Annotated in this window: 5 protein-coding genes; 2 read left to right on the plus strand and 3 right to left on the minus strand. The window is 25.7% G+C overall.

The genetic code is table 11. From position 1 onward, the window contains the following. A partial coding sequence (locus VN21_RS15510) for an FUSC family protein (RefSeq protein ID WP_046824050.1) occupies positions 1–921 on the plus strand: 921 nt, incomplete at its 5' end. A 47-nt stretch (positions 922–968) separates the two neighbouring features. Here VN21_RS15510 and VN21_RS15515 read toward each other — a convergent pair. After that, positions 969–1,250 (minus strand): hypothetical protein, encoded by a 282-nt coding sequence (locus VN21_RS15515; RefSeq protein ID WP_052952115.1) that lies wholly within the window; start codon positions 1,248–1,250, stop codon positions 969–971. Between the two features lie 68 nt (positions 1,251–1,318). Then, the gene (locus tag VN21_RS15520) at positions 1,319–1,903 is read right to left on the minus strand and encodes a DUF2284 domain-containing protein (protein ID WP_046824051.1); all 585 of its coding nucleotides are present in this window, start codon (positions 1,901–1,903) and stop codon (positions 1,319–1,321) included. Between the two features lie 142 nt (positions 1,904–2,045). On the opposite strand from VN21_RS15520, the gene VN21_RS15525 reads away from it, so the two are divergent. Further along, positions 2,046–2,942, plus strand: coding sequence for a glycoside hydrolase family 73 protein (locus VN21_RS15525; RefSeq protein WP_052952116.1), 897 nt, complete (start codon positions 2,046–2,048; stop codon positions 2,940–2,942). Positions 2,943–2,960: 18 nt separating this feature from the next. Here VN21_RS15525 and VN21_RS15530 read toward each other — a convergent pair. Beyond that, positions 2,961–4,184 (minus strand): VanW family protein (locus VN21_RS15530; RefSeq protein WP_084822228.1); only part of this gene is annotated, 1,224 nt, incomplete at its 5' end.

Consider the following 4,184-nt stretch of genomic DNA (forward strand, 5'->3'; position numbering starts at 1 on the left):
AATTTAGAGATTCCATATAATTTCAAAAAATCTTATATTTATAAAGATCATATAAGTACAAAATCTATGAAGTTTACTTATGCTATAAAAGTTGCTATAGGAATTTCATTGGGTGGATTTGTAATGGATTATTTCAACTTAAAAGAAGGTAGATGGATATTATATACTATATTTTCTGTTATACAACCATATACTGAAGACGGAATAATTAAAACTAAAAAAAGACTATTTGGAACTATTTTAGGATGTATATCAGTATTTATATTATTTTCAATATTTAAAGATTCGACTATAAGGGCAATTATTATAATTTTCACTGGATATATAAGTGGTTATGCAAAAGAAATAGATTATAAGTATGAAATGATATGTATTACAATATCAGCTATAGGTTCTGTTAGCATGCTCACTTCACCTGATGTATTTATTATAAATAGGGTTGCATTTATTGTATTAGGTATTATTATAGCCTTAATTATAAACAAATTAATATTACCATATAATGCAAATACTGCATATGAAGTACTAATAGATATGTATAGAAATATAATTAAAGAAATGGAAATAGAAGTTCAACTATCAGTTGATGGAGATGGAAATATTCATAAAGTAAAAAATCTTCTATTAATAGCTAACTTACTAGAAGATAAGTTAGTATCCATGAATAACTTAGTAAATCATAAAAATCAATATGAAGTTTTAAATAAAAAGAGATTATTAATTAATAGTATGTATTGCATACATTTAAAATTCAAAAGAAATAATGAAATGCCTATATACTATAATTTAGCACAGTTAGAAGAAGCTAAGGATTTAATAATCGAAGACATTGAAACTACAAATGATAGAGATCATAAAGTAATATGTAAAAATCTACTTTATATAATTGAAAACTCAGATGTTATTAAGGTATATGCATAAGATAAAAAAGAAATTAGTAAATCGAATGATTTACTAATTTCTTTTTTTTACATTAATTTATTTCGTTTTGAGTAATCCGTATGTCTAGTGTTATTATAACTTAACTTTGCACAAACACTTACTGTATGTCTATTTCTATTGTGTTTTATTTCTAAATCACTAAACTCTGCGTCATCTGCATTACTTCTTAAGTAATTTCTTACAACATCTTCAGCGGAATTCTCATTAACATTATTATATGTTTTAAAATAAGTATCTTCGCCTATTTCAAGTTTTAAATTATAATTACCACTATTCAGTCTATTTCTCATTTCACTCATATTGTCCATAGCTTACCTCCAAAATTAATAGTATTATCATAATTAAGTTTCTCCAAAGTAAGCTAATTTTATTAGGATTATAAAAGTTTTAGAATAGCTTGTTTAAAGTCGTTTTCATTAAAACTTCCGTTGAAGTTTATAGATCCAAGTACTGTACAGTAATTAGAGTCACTATTTTTACTCCATAAAATCGAATGATTTAAAATATCTTTACACACTTTGTCTAAATCAATTCCCATAGCTTCCATGCTAAAACGCATTTTATCAGGATATCTACAAGGCATGTTATCTATATATGTACATCTTTCACAATATCTACAACGTCCACCATCTGATAAAAGTCCATTAAATATTTCCTCTAATGGTATAAGTAAATCAGATAACACTTTTCTTAGATACGGATGCACAGTTTCTATTGAATTGTTATCATCAACATCCATATACATTGCTAAAACTAAAGAGTACTCGTAATGTTTTGTGTAGTCAGTGAATTTTGGACTGTTTGGAGGACATGTATAACTTAAATTATAGTGAGGGCATCCATCTTTACAAAGGCCTGTGAAATAGTTAAAATCCATATAATTTTCTAAAATATTATTTTTACATATATTTGCTTTTAGTTTTATATCATTTCCATCTTTTTTAAAATTTAGTGTAATCATAGTAACACTCCTATATATATTTTTTACTAATACTATAATATTATATCATTACACATCTTACAACATTGTTACAGTAAAAATATACAAAAAGTGGTATAATTATTTGTATGTTTTGTGATTTTATAGCAGTTGGAGGTGTCTTTTGAGGAGAAAATTGTTTATATTGAGTGGGATTGCATTATTATTTGTTTTATCTTTTGTTTGGTCTGTAAATGTATTTACTTTAAAAGAAATTAATAAAAACGAAATAGATGTCAATCAATTTATAAAATGTAGTGACGAAGTGAGTAGTTCAAAAGCTCAAGTTAATTGGCAGTATGTAGCAAGTATAATAGGGGTACAAAATAAAAATAATTTTAAAGATGTGAGTAATGATGAAATAAAAAATATTGCTAATTTATTCATAATTAAAGATGGAGAAAAATACAAAATTTTAAATTTAGATGATGTCTTAAAGAAGCTTGAATTTGGTTCTAAAGAAGTTAAGAGAACTCATGACTATGTAAGTGATTTAAAATATTTTGGGTTAAAACCATCTAGACTAAACCCAGATGGAAAATATATGACATTTATAGACTCTGTAAAAAATAGTGCTATCTATAATTATAATAAGTACAAAATTTTACCATCTATTACTATAGCTCAATCTATACTTGAGTCTAATTGGGGGAAATCTGAACTATCTTCTAAGTATAATAATTTATTTGGAATAAAAGCAAATAATGCGTGGAAAGGTGAGTATGTTAATATAGAGACTAGTGAATATTACGATCAAGTAATCACAGATAAATTTAGGGTTTATAAAACAAAATCAGAATCTATACAAGATCATGCAAAATTTTTAAGTGAAAACCCTAGATATAAAGAAGTTCTTACTAAAGCTACTTATATAGAACAAGCAGAAGAACTTCAAAGTGCTGGGTATAGTACTGTTTCAGATGAAAGTGGAAATTTAACATATAAAAACTTATTAATAGAGATAATTCAACAATACAACTTACAATTAATCGATAGTTATGTTCAAGAAATAAGAGAATAGAACAAATGTTCTATTCTCTTATTTCTTTTTGTATGTGTTTTTATTTATAAGTTCTTCTCTAAGGATATTTCCTTCTTCATCTAAATATACTCTATAAGTATCTACCTTAACTTTATCTTCCTCATAATTGCTTTTTGTTATAAGGTAAAGTCTTTCTCTGTCTTTATCACATCCATAAATTTTAGATGTAATAACTCCTTTATTTACTGTATTTTTAATATAAACAGGATGCATAAGCGGATTTTCAAATTTAAAATCTGTATACCCATAAGATACCGCAGCATCTCGACCTGCAGGTGCATATTTTGATACAAATGTATGATTATGAACTTCTGATATATTCATTCCTGAAAGTAATGCAGCGTTATATATTGTGGTAGATACTTGACATACTCCACCACCTTCGCCATTTACATATTTGCCACCAACTATAACCTTAGCTGTTTTATATCCGTTATGCCATGTTCTAGCGCCTGTAGAATTATTATATGAAAACTCTTTATGAGGCATTATCAATTTATCGCTGGTACTGCTTGCTGCAACATTTATATTATTCCCTCTAGAAGTCGTATAGTTAAAAGTAGTACTGAATTGACCTAGTACTGTATTTATAGAGTTAACATTTTCTGTGGTTACTTTAGGATCAACAGTATTTACTGGAATTTTTAAATCTTTTATGTTCTTACTTGTTATCATAGTATATATAGATTCTTTTAACTTAATTTTATCAACTTTCTTACCATGCTTAGATGCAGTCCTTTTAATAGAACCATCATCATTTACAGCTATAGTAGCATTAACTTCTTTTATATCTATTTCTTTGCAGATATCATTAATTAGTTTACTTAACTTAACTTCATCATAGGTACTAATTAATTTTACAACATATTTGTCTTTAAATCTTAAATTTGATTTTCTTTTTAGGTTTACCAATATGTCATCATTTCTAGTAAAAAAATAAGCTTCTTTAATAGCTTTATCTTTATTAAATTTCAAATTTATATCTGATGGATTTATAACATAAGTCTTATCTCCATAGATTAATTTAATTGGCTTTTCCTTATATTTAGATTCAACCAAATTTAGTGCTTCCTCAGATGTTAAGTATGAAATATCAATATCTTCTACATATATATTTTTATATATTTTAGATGAAGTATCAATTTCTGATTTATTAATCCCTATTCCAAGCAATAAACAAGATATAAATATTATAATAATTAAATATTGATATTTGGATTT

The sequence above is a fragment of the Paraclostridium benzoelyticum genome, from assembly GCF_001006285.1.
GTDB classification, from domain to species: domain Bacteria; phylum Bacillota; class Clostridia; order Peptostreptococcales; family Peptostreptococcaceae; genus Paraclostridium; species Paraclostridium benzoelyticum.

Coding starts and splice junctions, on each gene's coding strand:
- VN21_RS15515 (WP_052952115.1), bottom strand. CDS start 1,250: ATGGACAATATGAGTGAAATGAGAAATAGACTGAATAGTGGTAATTAT.
- VN21_RS15520 (WP_046824051.1), bottom strand. CDS start 1,903: ATGATTACACTAAATTTTAAAAAAGATGGAAATGATATAAAACTAAAA.